This window comes from candidate division WOR-3 bacterium (assembly GCA_039801365.1).
Taxonomy (GTDB): domain Bacteria; phylum Hydrothermota; class Tepidihabitantia; order Tepidihabitantales; family Tepidihabitantaceae; genus JBDRUN01.
On record JBDRUN010000018.1, the window covers coordinates 15,650 to 32,711 of the forward strand.

Here is a 17,062-nt window from a genome sequence, read left to right on the forward strand (position 1 = left end):
ACATAGGAGTATTAGGAAGAAAGGAGTCCAGGAAATGAAGAGAATTGTCAGGCCATTATTGGTTCTTTCTATCGTTGTGCTGGTTTGGGGCTGTGCGTCTTCAACGACCGTGAAGCCGACGTCCGAGGAGGAAATTAGGGCAAGGAGGCTTCAGGCCGAGCAGAGCTATTCGATTGGAGCCAGCTACTATGCCCAGCGCAACTATGACGCCGCGATGGAGAATTTCCAGCGGGCGCTGGAGATTGATTCGACCTACTACGATCCCTGTATCGCCATCGGCAACATCTGGCGGTTCCGGCGCGATCCGATTCAGGCCAAAGAGTTCTACCGCCGGGCTATGAGGTTGGACCCGAGGAAAGCGAAAGCATACGAGGGTCTTGGAGACCTGTTCCTTGAGATGTCAGGCATGGACTCAACCTACGTGGACAGTGCGCTTGCGGCGTACCGGAAGGGACTGGAGATGGATTCCTCGCTTGTGGACCTGTATAACGGCGTCGCTCAGATATATGTTAAGACCGAGCGGATGGCGCAGGCGGATTCAGTTTACAAGGAAGCTTTGCGCCGATTCCCTGATGACCTGAGCGTCATGCGGCTGTGGGGCGAGTTCCTGTATAAGATGAGACGGTACGCCGAGGCAGTGGAGGCTCTGAAGCCGCTGGTCGCGCGGTTCAAGAGCGATCCGAGCGTCACGTCGCTGCGGGTGAAGCTCGCTACTGCCTTAGCCGAAATCGGCCGGTACAGCGAGGCAGTTCTCGAACTGGATGAGGTGTTGAAGATTGATCCCTCAGACAAGCAAGCGCTGCTGGCGCAAGGCGTGATACTTGCCCGGCAAGGCAAGTTCAGCCAGGCACTGGCTAAGTTCGACCAAGTCATCGCCATGGATTCGAGCATGACCACCGCTTACGTCGCCAAGGCAGACGTGCTGGTAAAGCAGGGCCGGCTCAGTCCGGCTGAGGCCGAGTTGCGCAGGGCGCTCAGGATAGACCCGGATATGGCCAGTGCCTATGCTTCGCTTGGCGACATCAACCGTCAGCAGGGTGATGCAAGCCGAGGTAAAAACATAACCGCCACGCCGGTAGCCAAGCTCAGGGAAGCGAAGTCGTACTACGAAGCAGCAAGACAGTACTATCAAAAGGCCGCTGCTGACCCGGCCTACGCATCTTTCAGCCGGACCCAAATTGCCTATGTCAACCGAAACATCGAACTTATTGACAAGGAGCTCTTCGTCCGCGGATAGCGGGGTCGCTTCACCGCTCGGTCGGCGCGTGCTGCTTCTGAACCAGAATTACGAGCCCTTGTCAATCTGTAAGGGCAGACGTGCGGTTGTGCTGGTACTTCTGAACAAGGCCGAGCCGGTGGAGGTGTCGGAAACGACTGCTCGGTCGGTACGTTTCTCGATGCCACTACCCAGCGTTCTGCGGCTGAACTACTACGTCCGGGTCAGGCGCAAGGAGGTTCCACTGACCAAACGCAACATCCTGAAGCGGGACCACGGTACGTGTCAGTACTGCGGCCGGCGGCTCGCGGAGATGACGACCGATCATGTTGTGCCGAAGGCGTTGGGCGGAACCGAGACCTGGGAGAACCTGGTCTGTGCGTGTCCTGACTGCAACGCGCGGAAGGGTAATGCGACTCCGGCACAGGCTAACATGACGCTGCTCCGGCAACCAAAGAAGCCGCACTATTTCACCTTCTCAATCAGCTCAATCGGGGAGGTGCCGGAAGTCTGGCGGCAGTACCTGTTCCAGAGCTGAACATCCGGAACCGCCGGCTACAGGTTACACGCTGCGGCGTCAAGGCTTTCCTGCTGGTTGCTTGCCTGATAGCTGCGGCGTGGGGTCTGGAGAACTGGCGGGTCGGCAAGGTTGTAGTCACCGGTATGCCCAGGGGGATCAAGGCGGTGGCCGGGTTCAACGCCGGCGACATTGTGGATGAAGGACGACTTGAGCGAGCTGTCGCGGAAATGGAAATGGGACTGATGAACCATGGTTACCTGAACGCACGCGTGACGGTTGATACTTTCACCGGACCAGAAGGATTTATGGTCCGTTTCGTGGTCAATCCTGGTAAGTTGGCGCGGATTGCCCGATGGGAGCTGACCGCAGAAGACACCGTGGCTGACCGGCCGGTGGTGCGGCTCCTGCCCAGGACCGGCACGGCATTCTCAAAGCTCAGTTTAGAGCGCTCAGCCAGTCGGGTACTCGCATTCTGCGAGCAGAACGGGTTTCCGCTTGCCGAAGTCAGGCCGCTTGGTCTAACCGACAGCGCTGGTTGGGTCATTCCAGTCCTTGAGGTGAATCCTGGACCCAGAGTGGTTGTCGGTCGGCTGGAGTTCTCAGGCGCACACGGCCTAACGCCAGGACTTGCCTCGCGGCTGGCGCGATTCCGTGCCGGGCTTTCTTATTCGTCCGGTCTGGTCTGGTACTGGCGGAGGAACCTACAGAAGAGCAGAGTCGTACGTGTTCTTGGCCACGAGGTCGTTGAGGGAGACGGATACGGCGTGCGCTTTCTCGTCAGTCCGCTCAGGTCGAACCGGGCGCTGGCCGCAGCCGGATACTCGGCCGGCGACCGGATGTTCACTGGAACGGTTGAGTTCGAGTTCGGCAACATACTGAACACTGGACGCAGACTGGAAGGAAGCTGGCGCGCGTTCAAGGGAAGAGGTTCCTGGTTACTTACCTATGTCGAGCCTTGGATATTAGTGCCGTGGCTCAGCCTTGAGGGTACGGTGCGACACGACGCATACGATACTTCGGGTTCGCGCACGTCGCTTTCCGCCCAGGCCCGAATTGCGACCGAGACTGGGTTCGAGGTAAGACTCTCCAGTGGCTACGACCTAGTGGCCGCAACCGACACAAATCTCAGGTCGAGCACGACATGGGCCGGCACCGGGCTGGCGCTCGACACCCGGGAGAAGGAGCTGAATCCGAGACGTGGGGCCGCACTCGACCTGCGCACGACTGGTGGAAGCCGGGCTGCGCAGGGGAAGACGGGCTTTGTCGGCCGGTTTGAGGCTGATGCGGCCCTGGCCGGGCCTGCTCTCGGTTCCCTTGTGTTTGCGAACAGCGGGCATTACCGGCTGGTGTATTCGTCAGCCCGACTTTCTGACCTCGAGCTGTATCGGGTGGGCGGGGCCAGAACCTTGCGTGGCTATCGGGAAGACGAATTCTCAGCACGTCAGGTTGGGTGGTTCAACTGCGAGCTGGGCTGGCAGATTGCGGCGAACGCAGTCGGATACCCCTTCGGCGATGCGGGTGTGTGCCAGACTTTATCTGGCTGGGTCTTTGCGATTGGCTACGGATTCGGTCTGCGGGTGTCGACCCGTATCGGCCTGTTCGAGGTGGACTATGGAGTCATGTACAAAGACAGTCCGGTACGAGGGAAAGTCCACCTGAGCTTTGAAGCGGAGTTCTGATATGAGAGAGTCGGTGGGGCGAACGGCCGGTGGCGGTCAGTCATCATGACTGACGCCCAATTGGACAACGCAGGTTTGGGCTATCAGCCAGGATCATTGGTAGTTGGCTTTTCATTGCTTATGGGCCACTGGCTACTGGTTATTCTCTAGTAATGTCGTACCTTGAAGCATTGTTACTCGGCCTGCTCCAGGGCCTGACCGAGTTCCTTCCGATCTCCAGTTCTGGCCATCTCGTGCTTCTGGAGCATCTCCTGCGGGCACCTGAGTCGGCCCGGATGGCTGTTACCGCGGTACTGCACCTTGGCACCGCGCTTGCGCTGGTCGCGTATTTCCGGCGCGAGCTTGCCGAAATCATCGGCGGCGCCTTCTCGCGTAGGATTGAAACGAGGTCGGCAAGTCTGAAAACGGCTGGATACATCGCGCTTGCCTCGGTTCCGGCTGCCGTAGTCGGGTTGATAGCCGCGGACCGGATTGATGCGGCGTTCTCTCAGCCGGCAGTTGTCGGGCCGATGCTGATTGTAACCGGTGTTGCCCTTTTTACGACCCGATTCGCACGCGAGCGGGGGCAGCCGGTAGACTCGGTGGTTGCGCTTGCGGTCGGAGCAGTCCAGGCTGTGGCGATAATCCCTGGTATATCGCGCTCTGGTGCGACAATTGCCATGGCGCTGTTCCTCGGTCTGAAGCGGACGCAGGCGTTTGAGTTCAGCTTCGTGATGTCGGTGCCGGTTATCCTCGCAGCCGCAGTCAAGGAATTGCTGGATGTGGATTGGCACACGGTTCCGCCAGCCGCGATGGCACTTGGCGTGCTGGCGGCTTTCGGCGCCGGACTTGCTGCGCTCGTGCTGTTGCGCCGAGCAGTTGCCGGACGCCGGTTCTTCTGGTTTGCCTTCTATTGCTGGGCCGCCGGCCTTGCCGCACTTGTCTTCGTGCGCTAGTAGAGCTGTTGAATATCGGTGTTGAGGACGTTGAGCCGTCGCTCGCGTTCAAGGAACTCGACAATACGGTGCAGGGTGCGGCGGGCCATCGGCCATTCGGTGTTGGCTACAGCCACGGCGAGCGTCGTACGCTGCCACTGGTCTTGATAATCCGCCTCGCAGATCGAGACGTTGAACTCCCGGCGGATCCGCTCGGAGATACTGCGCAGGACATGACGCTTGTCCTTGAGCGAGAGGCTCTCGGGAATGAAGCAGTCAACGGTAAGAAGGCCGACGGTCATGGTGGTTCTATGCCGCGTGCATCACGCGCTATAACCGCAGCAAGGCCCAGGTTCGGGTACCGATACCACTGACTGAGGGTTCAAGACCAGAAGTACGGTTGGATGCATTTGGATTCTTCCGGCGCTTCGCATCACCTTGAGATTCGTCCTGCCCGAAGCGCGGCCTAGCGCTGTTCGCTCGGGAAACAGGTGCGGGCCACTTCCTCGATACAGAACAGTTCAATGACGTCGCCCTCGGCAATGTCGTCAGCCCCCTCGATGCCGATGCCGCACTCGAACCCCGTTTCCACCTCTTTGACATCGTCCTTGAACCGCTTCAGCGATGTCACCCTGCCGTGGGCAATTTCCTTGCCCTGTCGGAACACCCGGCATTCTGAGCCTCGTACCACCTTGCCTTCGGTAACATACGAGCCGGCGACCGTTCCCTGCCGTGGAATTTTGAAGACTTTGCGGACCTCGGCCCGGCCGAGTGGAATCTCCTTCTTTTCAGGCTCCAGGAGTCCGAGCATCGCAGCCCGGATGTCGTCTATTGCCGCATAGATGATCCGGTACGTCCGGATCTCGACGTCTTCTTTTTCGGCCAATGCCCGGGCATCGGGCAGCGGCTTCATGTGGAATCCAACGAGTATCGCCTCGGACGCCTTGGCCAGGAGCACGTCCGACCGGCTGATTGCGCCGACGCCGGTGTGGACAACCTTGACTCGTACTTCTTCGGTTGACAGGCCTTCCAGCGAGTCGCGGAGGGCCTCAGCCGAGCCCGAAACGTCGGCCTTGATAATCACCTTGAGTTCCTTGGTTTCGCCAGCTGCGATGCGTTCCTGGAGCGACTCAAGCGACACCTTGGGGCGGCTTGCAGCCAGAATTCGGTCGCGCTTGGCAAGAAATCGGCGCTGGGCGATGTCACGGGCAGTGCGTTCGTCCGGAGTAACGTCGAACCGGTCCCCGGCCTCAGGCAATCCGGAGAAGCCAAGGACTTGGACCGGAATCGAGGGGGTGGCTTCCTTGATACGGTTGAATGACTGGTCAAGGAGGTCGCGAACTCGTCCGTGGTGTTCGGCGGCAACGAACGGGTCGCCACGGCGCAGGGTGCCTTCCTGGACAAGAATCGTCGCAAGGTTACCGCGGCCGCGGTCAACGCGGGCTTCGACCACGACGCCCTTGGCCGGGCCGTCGTAGGGTGCCTTGAGGTCGAGTTCGAGTGCGACGACGAGAATGGCGTCCAGCAGTTCCTCGATGCCCTGGCCGGTGACGCTTGATGTTTCGACACATGGCGTATGTCCGCCGTAACCTTCAACCGCAACGCCGTGCTGCGCAAGCTGAGCTTTTACCCGGTCCGGGTTGGCATTGGAGAGGTCCATCTTGGTGATGGCGACGATCATCGGAATGCCGGCCGCACGGGCGTGGTCAATTGCCTCCAGCGTCTGGGGCATCACGCCGTCGTCGGCTGCTACCACGAGTACCGCGATGTCAGTAATCTGGGCGCCGCGGGCGCGCATCGCAGTGAACGCTTCGTGGCCCGGTGTGTCGAGGAAGATGATCGGGCGGTTGTCATGACAGGCGACGTACGCGCCGGTGTGCTGGGTGATGCGGCCGACTTCGGTTTCGGCGACTCTGGTCTTGCGGATATAGTCGAGCAGAGCGGTCTTGCCGTGGTCAACGTGTCCCATGACGACGACGACCGGCGGCCGGGACTTGGGCTCGCCGCGTTGAACCTTGGCCTCTTCCTCATTCTCCTGTTCGACCTTGACACCGAGTTCGTCGGCGATGAGCATAATGGTGTCAAGGTCGAGCCGCTGGTTGACAGTGGCAATCAGACCGAGTTTGATACACCTTCTAATTATCTCCGCGGGCGTGGTATCGAGCGCGTGGGCCAGTTCCGCCACAGTCATGTACGGATTCACCTTGACCGCAGCCGCGGCGGGCGGAGCATCGGTTGGCCGGGTTTCACGCACGGGCCGGCGGTGTTTGATTTCGCGACCCCGGACTTTGACCATTGTCTGCTTGATGCTGCGGTCAAGGGCCTGTTCGTCGAGGCGTGGCCGGGGTCCGGCTGAGGGATGAGCGGGTCGGTGCCGGCGGATTGATTCCTTGAACTGCTTCTTTTCCTTGCGCAGCCTGAGTTTGGCGGCCTCGAACTCGCTTTCTTTGATATAGGAGGTATAGCCCCGGGGCGGGAAGTTCAGTTCCTTGAGGATTGCGATCAGCGCCTCAGAGGAGAGGTTGAGTTGCTTTGCTGCCTCAAAGACCTTCAGCTTGTCCATACCTTGTCGCGCACCTTCTGTTTGAATTCTTCAACCGATTCGGGGGCAAGGGCAACGTGTTGGGCCAGGACCTCGGGCGCAGCGTTCAGGATATCGAAAGCAGTCGAGATGCCAGCGGCGGTGAGCTTCTCGCGCACTTCCTCGCCGAGTTCGAGTCCGTCCAGCCCCGTCTTGGCGGCTTTGTGCATTAGCACCCGGTTGCGGTAATCGGTCTCCTTGAGGACTTCGATCTTGACCTGCGCGAGCAGGCTTGCCAGCCAGACGTTCTGTCCCTTCTTGCCGATGGCAATTGAGAACTCGGCGTCGGGCACGACGACGATGTAGACGTCGCCCTCCTTGATGACTTCACTGACCTTGGCCGGCCCGAGCGAGCGGGCGATGAACACCAGGGGGTCCCGACTCCACTGAACGATGTCCACTTTCTCGCCAGAGAGCTCCTTGACGACGTTCTCAATCCGCGACTTACGGTATCCAACGCAGGCACCGACTGGGTCAACTTTCTCGTCGAGAGAGTTCACTGCAACTTTGGAGCGGAATCCGGGCGAACGGGCGATGCCTTTGATCTCGACGATACCCTCGCGGATTTCGGGAACTTCGCGGACGAGGAGCTTACGCAGGAACTCGGGGTGGGTGCGGGAGAGATAGACGCGCGGACCAATCGGAGTCTTTTCTACCCGGTGCACGTAGGCCTTGATTGGCAACCCTTGACGGTAATGGTCGCTCTTGAGCTGTTCGTGGGTAGGAAGTACTGCCTCAATCAGGCCGAGGTTGACAATGACCTCCTCGCGGCCGATTTTCTGTACCGTCCCGGTGATGATTTCACCCTTCTTCTTTATGAACTCATTGTAGAGCTTGGTTCGCTCTGCCTCGCGCAACTTTAGCAGGAGTTCGTCGGACGCTTTGCGGATGGCAACACGGCCGATTTCCTCGAGCGGAACCTCAACCCGCACAACATCCCCGGGCAGAGACGACTGGTTCAGACGCTGGGCATCGGCCAGCGCTATCTGCTGACCAGGGTTGTCAACATGCTCGACAACCTTCTTGGCGAGGAATACCTTAATTTCCCCTGTCTCTGGGTTGATCTCGACGTGGGCCTCGGTCTCCGGACCGTATCGGCGGCGCAGGCCGGCGACGATGCTGGTGCGTAACGTCTCGCACACGTAGGTGACGTCCACGTTGCGGATGCGGGCAATTTGAGTTATGAGATTTGCGATTTCTCTGTTCACTGTGGCTCCTGCTGCTTTGAGAACAGCTCCGCGTCGCTGGCCCGGACCCGGGCGGAGCGGATTTCCTGATAATCCAGAGTAGCCTGAGCCGGCTCGCCATCATGGCTGATCTCGAGCTTGACGCCGGTCTGGTCGGCTCCGACCAACCGGCCTTCAATTACGCCGGCTGCGGTCTGTACTCGTACGTTCCGGCCGAGAACTGCGGCGTAGTCCCGGGGGCGATACAGCGGCCGCTCGATGCCGGGTGAGGACACTTCAAGGAAGTAACGGCTCGTTATCAGGTCTTGGCGGTCGAGTTCGTCCGACAAGGCCTGGGAGAACCGGGAGCAGGTCTCGAGCGACACACCGGTGGGTGTGTCAATTAGTACTCTCAGCGTACGGCCAGACATCTCGATGTGATACACCTCGACCGCGAGCTGGGCTGCAATTTCGGCCGCAGCCTGCGACACTGCTTCGATCACACTTCCTGACATCAGGGCATTATACGCTGACCATCTTCGGAGTCAAGTCAAGGAGGGATGGGTTCGACGCTGACGTCCTTCGTGTCGCAATGAGCTAAGTTCATGTGTTTGCGGGTGTTGACGATACTACTGTAGATGCCTTGAGCCCTGTCGCATGATTGGTCTCCGCTTGTCTGTGCCGGTAACTATCGCTGGGATATGAACTTAGTCGAACGTGCCGAGACGTCACGTGCTGGCATGGCTGATGCAAACATGTAAAGCGATGATTCGGAGAGCACTGCGAGAGCAGACAATTGAGAAGGGAGTGCCTTCAGGACATCGTTACCTCCGTTTGGCGAATCCATTATGTGCACTCCCTTCTCTAGCGGTTCGGCACTAGCAGTGGTTCTTTGACAAACTGGAGTTTGTGGCCTGCCGGCGTAAGCCTGTTTGCCTTGCCGCGTCGCACGGACGAACGGGGCGGGGATGGCCGATGGCTCTCACCTAGGCGCATCACACAGGGTCTCTCTGCCATCTCAGCCTCTCGCCTTTAGCCGATAAAGCCCTTTCCCGCTCTGTTCGTCCGCATGATTTCTCTCGGGAAGGAGGGAACCGCTCTGGCTCGGAAGGGGAAACAAGGCAGCGGACCTGCCGCGGGTGATTGCCGGCGCTGCTCGTCAAGACAGGGAAGGACAGTAGATGGGGAAGAAGTCCGGCGAACAGCACCCAAACGGTCACCAGAGCGACCGGTTCACTTCGAGGTAGCGTCCGCTTGAACATTGCCCAGGGGGCCGGCATCTAGCCTCCTTCTTGGGAACTGCCCACGCCCAAGTCCTCCTCTCTTTCGGCCCCCTTCACTTCGCTGCGCCGGCAGGCCTAGGATCGGGGCTGCTGTATTCCTGAAGGGCCGTTCCTTAAATGAAGAGAATGCCGCCTCTCTAGAAGAATTGGCACTCTGGGATGCTCGCAGGGTACGGCGGCTCATATGATTTTCTGGGGTTACTGATTGCATGTGTTGTTGAGGGAGTTGGGGTGAAAAGCTGTCAAGTCGTTTTGCTTGCAACTGCGTTGGTTCTGGCCGGGCTGTTCTGTCTTCGGCCGCCAGCTATGCCGCAGTGGGACACGACGCTGGCCGTACCGCTGTACCAGACCACGTTGCGTCTTGTTGACTTCCTGGATACGAGCCGGTTCAAGGTTGGACCGGACTCGACACTGAGTTTTGCAGCCAAATTCCAGATTGACACGGTAACGCCGGCCGGGGTCGTGGACCTGGTCAACACCCACGAGTGTAGCCGGATTCAACTGCCTGATTTTGTGTTGAGCGGATTCTGCGCAATCAGGACCAGGGTTGGACTCGAAGAGCTCATCGGCCGGTCGATACCGGACAGCGGAACCAAGCAGCCGGTCCCAGCATTCGAGCGGACGTTCGAGCGCGCGTTCGAGTTCTCCGACATCGTCTGGGCTGAGATAGCCAGAGCAAGAGCGGGCATCAGGGTAACCAATCACACCGGGCTTGTGCTTGACTCGGTCGCCCTTGTCTTTCCCTTCGGCTGTCAGGTTGTCGGACCGCTTGCCGCGGGCGAGAGCCGGTTGGCCGAGTTCGACATTGGCGGGACATTTGTCCAGTCGCCGGTGCCGGCTCTTGCAGTCATTGGCTCAGCTGGAACTACCGGTGGTACTGTCCGTCTTTCGAAGACCGATTCGGTTGCGCTTGAGTTCAAGCTTGATTCAGTACAGGTGGTTGGAGCTCGCTGCCGTCTACCGGCGGCTCGTGGTCAGCGATGGTGCCGGGTCATGACCAGGAGCACCAAGCCGTTCAAGGCTGACAGTATGGTGCTTGCTGCCGGAACGTGCCAGATCGAGGTGGCTAATGATTTCGGTCTGCCGCTTGAGGCTGAGGTCCGGGTTCCCAAGCTCGGCCGGACAGTTCGCTGCCGGCTGGCTGGCCACGGTGTTAGCGCAGTTGACCTGGACCTGACCGGTGTCAAGGTTGACAACCGGTCTCGAACAAACAGCCTGCTGGATTTTGAGGTGGTTGCTGTGCTTGATCAGACCGACGAGTACGTTGATCTGACCAAGGCCGATGGCCTTACGGTGAACCATACGACCCGGTCGCTAGAGCCGGAGCGGGTTGCCGGCACTTTCACTGATGCAGTATATGTCGCGGCCAGGCTCGATACCCTTCCAAGGTTTCTGCCAAGTGGGATGCACGGCGTGCGGGTGCCGTCTGCTGACGTTGTGCTCGACCTCGATAACTGCATCGGTTTTCCGCTGGCTCTGAGTCTCGAACTGGCCGCGGTCCGGAACGGCGCGGTCGTGGCGCGTTCGGTGCAGTCGCTTACGGTACCGGCCGGAACCATCGGGTTCCCCACAGCTGGAACATGGGTGCTGCCCATCACCGATCTTGTCAATGCCGGCCCGGATGCAATAACGATGACCAGGACTGTGCGGATTTTCGGCCAAGGAAACTACGAGCGCTCGGCTTGGATTGCAGGTCGGGCTGCAATCAGCACGCCGATGCGCTTCGCCATGGTTCCGGACACGGTCCCGACTCCGGCCCGCAGGATTACGATTGCGCAGTCACCAGCCGAAGCGGCATCTCGATACTTCGTATCTGGCCGGGCAACACTCAGCTTCAAGAACCATTTCCCGACCGGGTTCGCTGGCTGGCTTCTGGTCAAGCCTGACTCGTCCGCACTGCCAGTATCAGGTGTACTAACCGATGATATCGTCTTCCCCTTCGCGGTACCGCGTGGCAGGATTGACCGGCTGAATAACTGCGTGGGCGAGAGCGATACTATCGTCCAGATTGAACTGGACAGTGTCCAGATAACGATGTTTCGCAAGAGTCCGCTGGCCGCCCAGTTATTCCTGGCCTTGCCCGCAACCGACACGCTGAACTACCGAGCAACCGACCGGCTTCACGTGAATGCGCTCCTCGAGCTGGAAATGAGGGTGGCACCGTGAGGTCGGTCATCAAGGTCCGTAGTCTTCCAGCTGCGACCGGCATCCTGCTAGCTGTCTTCAGCGGGAACATCCGACTGACTCAGGCATCATGTTTCAACCCGGCAGCCGTCAGCGGACTCAACGCACTTCGCTTCAACCCGGCCCAGCTTGCCTTGCCAGCAAGACCAGTGTTCTCATATCGGATTCTTGACTTCGGATTCGGATTTGACAACAACTCGTTTACGCTGAGCCAGTACAACCGTTACTCTGGTGCCTATCTCGATGCGAGGGCAAAGCAGGACATACTTAGCTCGATTCCGCACACCGGGCTGTCACTACGTGGCTTTGCTGAGGCGGCCGGGATGGAGTTCGGCTGGGCCAACTTTGCTGCTTCGGTTCGCACCGCCGGTTCCGCCTCCTGCCTTGTTCCCGAGGAACTGTTTGAGCTTGCACTTCAGGGCAACGCTTTGGACCGGACCTACCACGCCAAGGACGCTATCGGGTTTGCGCAATGTTACATGCGGGCCGGTGCGTCGGTCGGCACCGCACTCGGCCGGCACTTTGCACTCGGCGTTGGCGCATACTACTTGTACGGGCTTGCCTGTCTGGAACTGAAAGAGGCAGAAGCGTTGCTTCATACCACGCCCGAGGCAGTGTCGGCTTGTGGTCTTGTCGCATACCGGCAAGCATCAGGTGGAGCCGGTTCGGCGTTCGACGCCGGGGCTGCGTTCTGGATGAATGGTTGGTATCTGTCGCTTTCAGGCCGGGACATCGGAGGCCGAATCATCTGGACCGACGGCATCGAGCAGGGAACGTACACGTTTGCCCTTGCGCCGGGCAACGCATACGACATTAGGACAAAGGGGTTGTTCACCCAGAGTTTTGACCACGGACCAGGCCCTGGGTTTGTGGGTCAACTGCCGTTGAAACTCAACCTGAGTGCTGCCCGGGTGTTCAGCCGGTGGTTGGAGTGCGGTGCCGGCTTCCAATATCGGTTGCTCGGCCATACTGCGTTGGACAACGGCTGGCTTGGTTCAGCCGTCGTCGAACTGTCGCCGGTCGCGTGGCTGCCCTCGGCTTTGGAGTTTGCTTGCGGTCAACCAGACGGTCCGTGTCTGGCCGCGAGCTTTGCGCTGGCCCTTGGTCGGTTGACGATTGCGACTAGGTTTGAGTACGTCGGCGGACCAGTGATGGCAGCCCGAGGCGCGAGGTTTGCGGCCGGTCTCACCTACGCTGAGTTCCGTGCAAAAACGGACAGCACACCTTTCCGCATCGCCTACTCACGACACTAGCTTGACTATGTTCGCCAGGCTGCTATCCTAGGACTCATCAGGCAAAGTAGGATCGAGAGCAGAGGAGCAGGTCTGGCCGTTCTCCTGCAGGAACCGCTCCCTGTTCTCCTGCCTCCACGGGGCTGTAGCTCAGTTGGGAGAGCATCTGCTTTGCAAGCAGAGGGTCGCCCGTTCGAATCGGGTCAGCTCCACTCTTTTTCTTGCGGACGTACTGCCCGGGGAAAGGCAGGAATCATCCGTCGTTTTCTCAGTGGCCTGATTCTGCACGACAGAGTGAATGAACGCAAAGTATCGCAGCCAATTTCCAGCGGCGAAGCTCTCTTCGTCAGGCACTGCGCGCCAACGTACCGCGGCAACGCGAGAGAGTATTATCAATGGGGAAGAGGGCAGAGCTGACAACGGCGATGGCAACCCGGTGGCCAGAAACCTGCGGGCAGCGAACTGGCGAACCTGCTATGACGCGTAACGAACAGGACGGAGATTCGACAGAAGAGAAGATACAGAAGATGTGCGTAAGACAATCCGGACGTATCGGGCGACTAGGCGATGATAGGGATTCCGTTTAGGTTCACAGAGACAGGTCAGAGCGGCCAAGAGCATTAGATACTGGATGTTAGCTAGACGCGGCAGAAGCAGATGCGACATTCAGAATTGCCCCCCATAATGCCCCACTGGTTGCTCCATTGTTTGCGGGCTGTGCCGACCGGTGCGCGTCATTGCGGGCAGACCTTGCCGCAAACATCAGGGTTGCACTACATGCAGCGTGGTTTGTTTCCCTACTGGCTAGCCGTGGGGCAGCCCCCTGGGTAGCCTGGGGGCTAGCCCGTGGGCTAGCCCCATGTATCGCCCTGGTCACATACTTGTCAGCTGTGTATGTATCTAAGTGGTAGACCGTCTGCCAGGTTCAAGTGATGGCAGACCGTAGGGTTGGGCACCAGTCAGCAGGTTGGGCAGCTGGCTGGTTTTTTGCGATGCAGTCCTTGGGCCGTTTAGGCTTGACAATGAACATCATCCGCGCTAGATTATTCTTGTGGGTATGTTTCCGGCTAGTCTCACGAGTTTGGCCGCGTTGCTGTGTCGTGGTTATACCCGACATGTGCTGAGCGAGGCGTATTGAGCAGGAGGATACAATGCCGGTGAAGCCAAGTCCAGACCGTATCTACAACTATGACCTGAACTATGATACCGAGGTCATCAAGCAGCGGGTTGACAAACGCCGCGAACGGATGCTTGCCAAGCAGACCGAGGCGCAGGCTGCCCTGGCTGAACTTGAGGACCGCGCAAAGGTGGTGCTGGGCGCGCAGGGTGCGCCAACCTATGCTTACCCGGCTTATCTGAATTTCTGCCGGGAGCTGTGGAAGAAGTCCAGGAAGTTTCACGACCAAACTCTGGCCAAGGAGGCGATGGTACTTCAGGACAAGTGGACCGCCAGGGAGTTGAAAAAGTCAATTCTTGAGGTTCTGCGAAAGGAAGTGTTTGGGATAGCGGACCCGGTATAAGTGAGGCAGAAGAACCCTGAAGCCAGCACCTGTCGCGAGGAACCGGCCAGAACGCGGAGAATGCAATTGACCTGTGGGACAGGGTTGGCAGGTCAGGAGTCAATAGGCGGTAGCTAAGACCCAGGAAGCATTGCGGCAGCAGCGGAGGCATGTTCCGGGGAACAGTCTTCGCGTGCTGTCCTCGTACATGGACCGAGAGGAGCTGGTTTGACTGGCCGCGCTCGACCCAGGAGCCAAACGTCGGGCATTCCCCTGTGCAGTCATCTGTACATCACGCATGCTGGCTAATGGTCAGGTCTGACCTTCGGTGGGAAAAGTTACTGGACTGCGCCCGCTAATGTCGGGCAATGATAAGTTTGTGCAAGACCGGGCTGGGACCGGTACCAAGCCGACAGAAGTAGACGCCATCTGGGACCAGCCGGCCTGATTCGTCGTCAAGCGGCCAGGTCAGGCAGGCCTGATTGCGACTGAAATCAGACCTGAGCAGACGTACGGTGCGGCCCGCAATGTCGGTCACGTAGATCAGGGAACGACCTTGAATTGGAGCTTCAAGTTTGATGTTCACCCGGGCCGAAGCCGGGTTGGGGTTGAGCACAAGTCGGGGAAGGTAGAGGCCGGGACCGGATTCTGAGATGTCGGTTCTCGTTCGACCAAGGTACGTTATTGCGTCGAGTGCGGCCGAGCCTGTGTTTGTGAGTTTCAAGTATCTCGCGCTGTCAAGGTTGACCGATGCCAAATCAAAGCTGGCAACGCCTGATGCATTACCAAGCACATACCACGGCCCTTTCCAATCCTCTGCCGCGGCAATTGAGTAGCTTCCGGTCGCATGAACCGTGATGTCATTACCTACCCGGTTCTGGGCTGGTTCGAACTGGTCGGTCCCGAATATAACGTTTGAGGTGCTTGGGCCAATGTTGTAGTACACGCCGTCGGGTTCGCCCAACGAATTGTACACCCAGTCTTTGTATATGTGAGTGTCATCAATCCGCTTGACTGCAAGCACGCGCTGGACGGAAAGCCAGGGCTCTGACACCGGCCTTGCAAGTGGCACGTCTAGCCAGAGCCCGGTGTCAGGTACCACAAGTCCGAAGAACGTCTTAGGCACATATCCATTCGCACATACGCGAACCGCGTATGTGCCGGGAGCGACCATCTTGTGGAAGTCACCGGCACCGACGTTTGTGTGCGCGGGCCAGCGCGGGGGAGAGGTGAGTTCGACCCGAGCGTACAAGGGTACACCTGTTACTGAGTCGTACACCCGGCCGTTGATGCCCCGGCCGGCTAGGTCAGCCATGTCAAGAAGTGCGCGGCGGTTCGCAAGGCAGATAGAGTCAATCTTCGGTCGGGTCGAAGGCTGCTGGGTCTCAATCGTCCAGGCAAGACCGCCGCACCCACCGAAGGTGAAGTCCTGACACGAGCCATGGACTTCATACCAGTCGTACCCGTTTATTGGTTGGAGTCGGGTGAGCGAGGAACCATAAGTCGAATCCGCGTACCGCCGCGATAACGTGATAATCCAGCCTGAGTCCGGTGGGTCTGCCGGGTGGTTGTCCCACAGGTAGTTGACGTAAGAGGCGGTGGAGTGATACTCGTATTCCAGCGTGGGAACATGGCGAAAGCTATGGCTGAGCACGGCCCTGGTTTCAGGCTGGGAGAATGGCTCTGAATAGTTCTCCCATTCGTACCCGTAGTCCCGGTTCAGGTCACGGCCGTTGTTGTTTGTCCGTCGGTTTGCAACGTGGCCGTCAACGTTGAGTATCGGCACAAGCCAGAACTCGCGCGTGTTGACAAGACGGGTGACAATGGAATCAGAACCGTAGTTCAGGCAGAGATATAGAAGGAACGCGAGGGCGACCTCGGTTGAGATCTTCTCGTCGCCATGGTGAGCGCCGATGAGCCGGACGCGAGGCCGGTTTGCATCCTGCCACGGGTTTTCAGTGACCTTCATTGCCGGAATCGGCCGCGCGCCGACTGAGAAACCAAGGGTTTCGAGCCGCGCGATGCCAGGATAGGCGAGTGCCAGCGAGTGCATTATGCTGCATACCTGAGTGTAGGAGTAGTACTCGACGAGGTCCTGCGCCGCCTTCCTCGCATTGTCCTCAATCAGAACGGTTACCCGGTAACCAAGACTTCGCAGTCGGTTGATGGCGATGTCGTCGGCAACCGCAATGATGTAGTTGTCCTCGGCAGTGATGATGCCGATCTCGACCTGGCGATTCAGATGGTAGACTGCGTCGTGGTTCGGGACTTCGATTCGGACGGTACGTTCAACCGGAAGCCCGGCCGAACCGGTTTCGGCGAGCAGAAGGACGATGGCAAGAAGGTCAACCACTGCAGAAGAATACATCAAAGATAGCGAATCGGCAATATCGCGTCTCGCCGGCCGCAAACGCGGTTTGACAGCCCGGACGCTGGTTCTATAATAACCCCGCCTTGAACCTGAGTGTGCAAAGGGAGCTCTGATGAAGTTTGTATATTCCGACCGGTATGAGGTGAATATTGGCGCGCATGTGTTTCGCACTGACAAGTACCGGCTGGTGCACGACCGGCTGCTGGCTGACGGTCTGGCAAAGCCTGAGGACTTTGTCGAGCCGCCCGACCCAGACCTCAACGACATCAAGCTGGTTCATACGCCGGAGTACGTTGACGACATGCTCAATCAGCGCTGGACCGCACGCACCGTCAGGTCTGAATTGCCGCTGACTTTAGAAATCATCCAGGGGTACTTCCTTCATGCAGCCGGTACTGTAATTGCCTGCCGACTGGC

At 58.9% G+C, this 17,062-nt stretch carries 13 protein-coding genes and 1 tRNA gene; 9 read left to right on the top strand and 5 right to left on the bottom strand.

What is annotated here, in order from left to right; all coding sequences use genetic code 11:
- Positions 1 to 34: 34 nt before the first annotated feature.
- The 4 genes from ABIL25_04035 to ABIL25_04050 all read left to right on the top strand — a co-directional run bounded on the left by ABIL25_04035 (position 35) and on the right by ABIL25_04050 (position 4,350).
- Complete coding sequence (locus ABIL25_04035; GenBank protein MEO0081449.1) at positions 35 to 1,237, top strand: tetratricopeptide repeat protein; 1,203 nt, start codon at positions 35 to 37, stop codon at positions 1,235 to 1,237.
- 58 nt (positions 1,238 to 1,295) lie between these two features.
- Positions 1,296 to 1,754 carry an HNH endonuclease gene (locus ABIL25_04040; protein MEO0081450.1) on the top strand — a complete coding sequence of 153 codons (459 nt, stop codon included), beginning with the start codon at positions 1,296 to 1,298 and terminating at the stop codon, positions 1,752 to 1,754.
- A gap of 125 nt (positions 1,755 to 1,879) precedes the next feature.
- On the top strand, positions 1,880 to 3,415 hold the full coding sequence (locus ABIL25_04045) for a BamA/TamA family outer membrane protein (GenBank protein MEO0081451.1): 1,536 nt from the start codon (positions 1,880 to 1,882) through the stop codon (positions 3,413 to 3,415).
- A gap of 152 nt (positions 3,416 to 3,567) precedes the next feature.
- Positions 3,568 to 4,350 carry an undecaprenyl-diphosphate phosphatase gene (locus tag ABIL25_04050; GenBank protein ID MEO0081452.1) on the top strand — a complete coding sequence of 261 codons (783 nt, stop codon included), beginning with the start codon at positions 3,568 to 3,570 and terminating at the stop codon, positions 4,348 to 4,350.
- Here the strand turns inward: ABIL25_04050 and ABIL25_04055 are convergent.
- The 4 genes from ABIL25_04055 to rimP form a co-directional block, all read right to left on the bottom strand.
- A complete protein-coding gene (locus ABIL25_04055) occupies positions 4,347 to 4,631 on the bottom strand; it encodes a DUF503 domain-containing protein (protein ID MEO0081453.1) in 285 nt (94 codons plus the stop codon). The two genes, ABIL25_04050 and ABIL25_04055, sit on opposite strands and share 4 nt — an antisense overlap.
- A 164-nt stretch (positions 4,632 to 4,795) precedes the next feature.
- Positions 4,796 to 6,892: a translation initiation factor IF-2 gene (gene infB, locus ABIL25_04060; protein ID MEO0081454.1), complete on the bottom strand. Its 2,097-nt coding sequence runs from the start codon at positions 6,890 to 6,892 to the stop codon at positions 4,796 to 4,798.
- Positions 6,880 to 8,118, bottom strand: coding sequence for a transcription termination factor NusA (gene nusA, locus ABIL25_04065; protein MEO0081455.1), 1,239 nt, complete (start codon positions 8,116 to 8,118; stop codon positions 6,880 to 6,882). Before nusA ends, infB begins: the two co-directional genes overlap by 13 nt.
- On the bottom strand, positions 8,115 to 8,591 hold the full coding sequence (gene rimP, locus ABIL25_04070) for a ribosome maturation factor RimP (GenBank protein ID MEO0081456.1): 477 nt from the start codon (positions 8,589 to 8,591) through the stop codon (positions 8,115 to 8,117). Before rimP ends, nusA begins: the two co-directional genes overlap by 4 nt.
- Positions 8,592 to 9,590: 999 nt before the next feature.
- Between rimP and ABIL25_04075 the strand changes: the two genes are divergently transcribed.
- The 4 genes from ABIL25_04075 (at position 9,591) to ABIL25_04090 (ending at position 14,295) form a co-directional block, all read left to right on the top strand.
- A complete protein-coding gene (locus ABIL25_04075; GenBank protein ID MEO0081457.1) occupies positions 9,591 to 11,525 on the top strand; it encodes a hypothetical protein in 1,935 nt (644 codons plus the stop codon).
- Entirely contained in the window at positions 11,522 to 12,796 is a 1,275-nt protein-coding gene (locus ABIL25_04080) for a hypothetical protein (GenBank protein ID MEO0081458.1), read from the top strand. Before ABIL25_04075 ends, ABIL25_04080 begins: the two co-directional genes overlap by 4 nt.
- 118 nt (positions 12,797 to 12,914) lie before the next feature.
- A tRNA-Ala gene (locus ABIL25_04085) sits at positions 12,915 to 12,987 on the top strand.
- A 939-nt stretch (positions 12,988 to 13,926) separates the two neighbouring features.
- Positions 13,927 to 14,295 (top strand): hypothetical protein, encoded by a 369-nt coding sequence (locus ABIL25_04090; protein ID MEO0081459.1) that lies wholly within the window; start codon positions 13,927 to 13,929, stop codon positions 14,293 to 14,295.
- 334 nt (positions 14,296 to 14,629) lie between these two features.
- Here the strand turns inward: ABIL25_04090 and ABIL25_04095 are convergent, their stop codons facing one another.
- The gene (locus ABIL25_04095; protein ID MEO0081460.1) at positions 14,630 to 16,642 is read right to left on the bottom strand and encodes a M14 family zinc carboxypeptidase; all 2,013 of its coding nucleotides are present in this window, start codon (positions 16,640 to 16,642) and stop codon (positions 14,630 to 14,632) included.
- A gap of 115 nt (positions 16,643 to 16,757) precedes the next feature.
- Here ABIL25_04095 and ABIL25_04100 point away from each other — a divergent pair.
- Positions 16,758 to 17,062, top strand: a 305-nt coding sequence (locus tag ABIL25_04100) for a histone deacetylase (protein MEO0081461.1), incomplete at its 3' end; no start/stop codon positions are given.